This window comes from Vibrio sp. D417a (assembly GCF_030248595.1).
Lineage (GTDB): Bacteria > Pseudomonadota > Gammaproteobacteria > Enterobacterales > Vibrionaceae > Vibrio > Vibrio alginolyticus.
The window spans coordinates 1-633 of record NZ_JAHGAM010000062.1 but is presented as its reverse complement, the minus strand read 5'-3'; the positions used below and the strand labels follow the sequence as shown (position 1 = coordinate 633).

General features: G+C 37.4%; 1 protein-coding gene. It reads right to left on the bottom strand.

Features of this window, described 5'->3' with window-relative positions; translation table 11 throughout:
• Nucleotides 1-102: 102 nt before the first annotated feature.
• Nucleotides 103-600 carry a hypothetical protein gene (locus tag KI742_RS23450; protein WP_115386084.1) on the bottom strand — a complete coding sequence of 166 codons (498 nt, stop codon included), beginning with the start codon at nt 598-600 and terminating at the stop codon, nt 103-105.
• Nucleotides 601-633 lie beyond the last annotated feature (33 nt).

Below are 633 nucleotides of genomic sequence, written 5' to 3'. Positions count from 1 at the left end.
CAACGCAATACCGAAGCCGCCGCATACCACCTTAACCACTAAACCTAACGCATAGTAAAAATGCCACGCGTTGCGAATCACTCTTAAACAGTTTGTTATATTTTAGTGCTCGATACCTTTTAGTAACCGAATTTCAGCGATAACATTGTCTTTTGAACTACGATAAGCACTTGCTAGCTCTGTTGGTATAGATTGATTAATTTCCGAACTCATCACGTTCCGCCCAATCATAATAACCTCAAGCACCTTTTGATCTAATGTATCAGGGAACTTAATCTTATTTTTATGATAAAAACGCTTTAGTTGATCTAAGTTGTCTTGAAGTTCATTCCAAAGTCGTCGATCAAGAAAACTCTTATTAATAGTTCCTTCAACATGCAAGATGTGTATATAGAGTTCATCTAAAACTTCATGCTCTATATGTGTCGGGGCTGGAAACTTATCAGAATTTTCATCCTTAGTGGGGTACAAGGAAAGAATCAAACCACCAACACCACCAATTAAAACAATTGCTGGTTCATAACCGCCCTCTTTCCACAACCAGACTGCACTCAATATAGTTGTAGCTGATGAAAAAATTAACGCTAATTGTTTCTTCATAGTCCCTCAAAAAATTGGTGTACCCCACAAAAA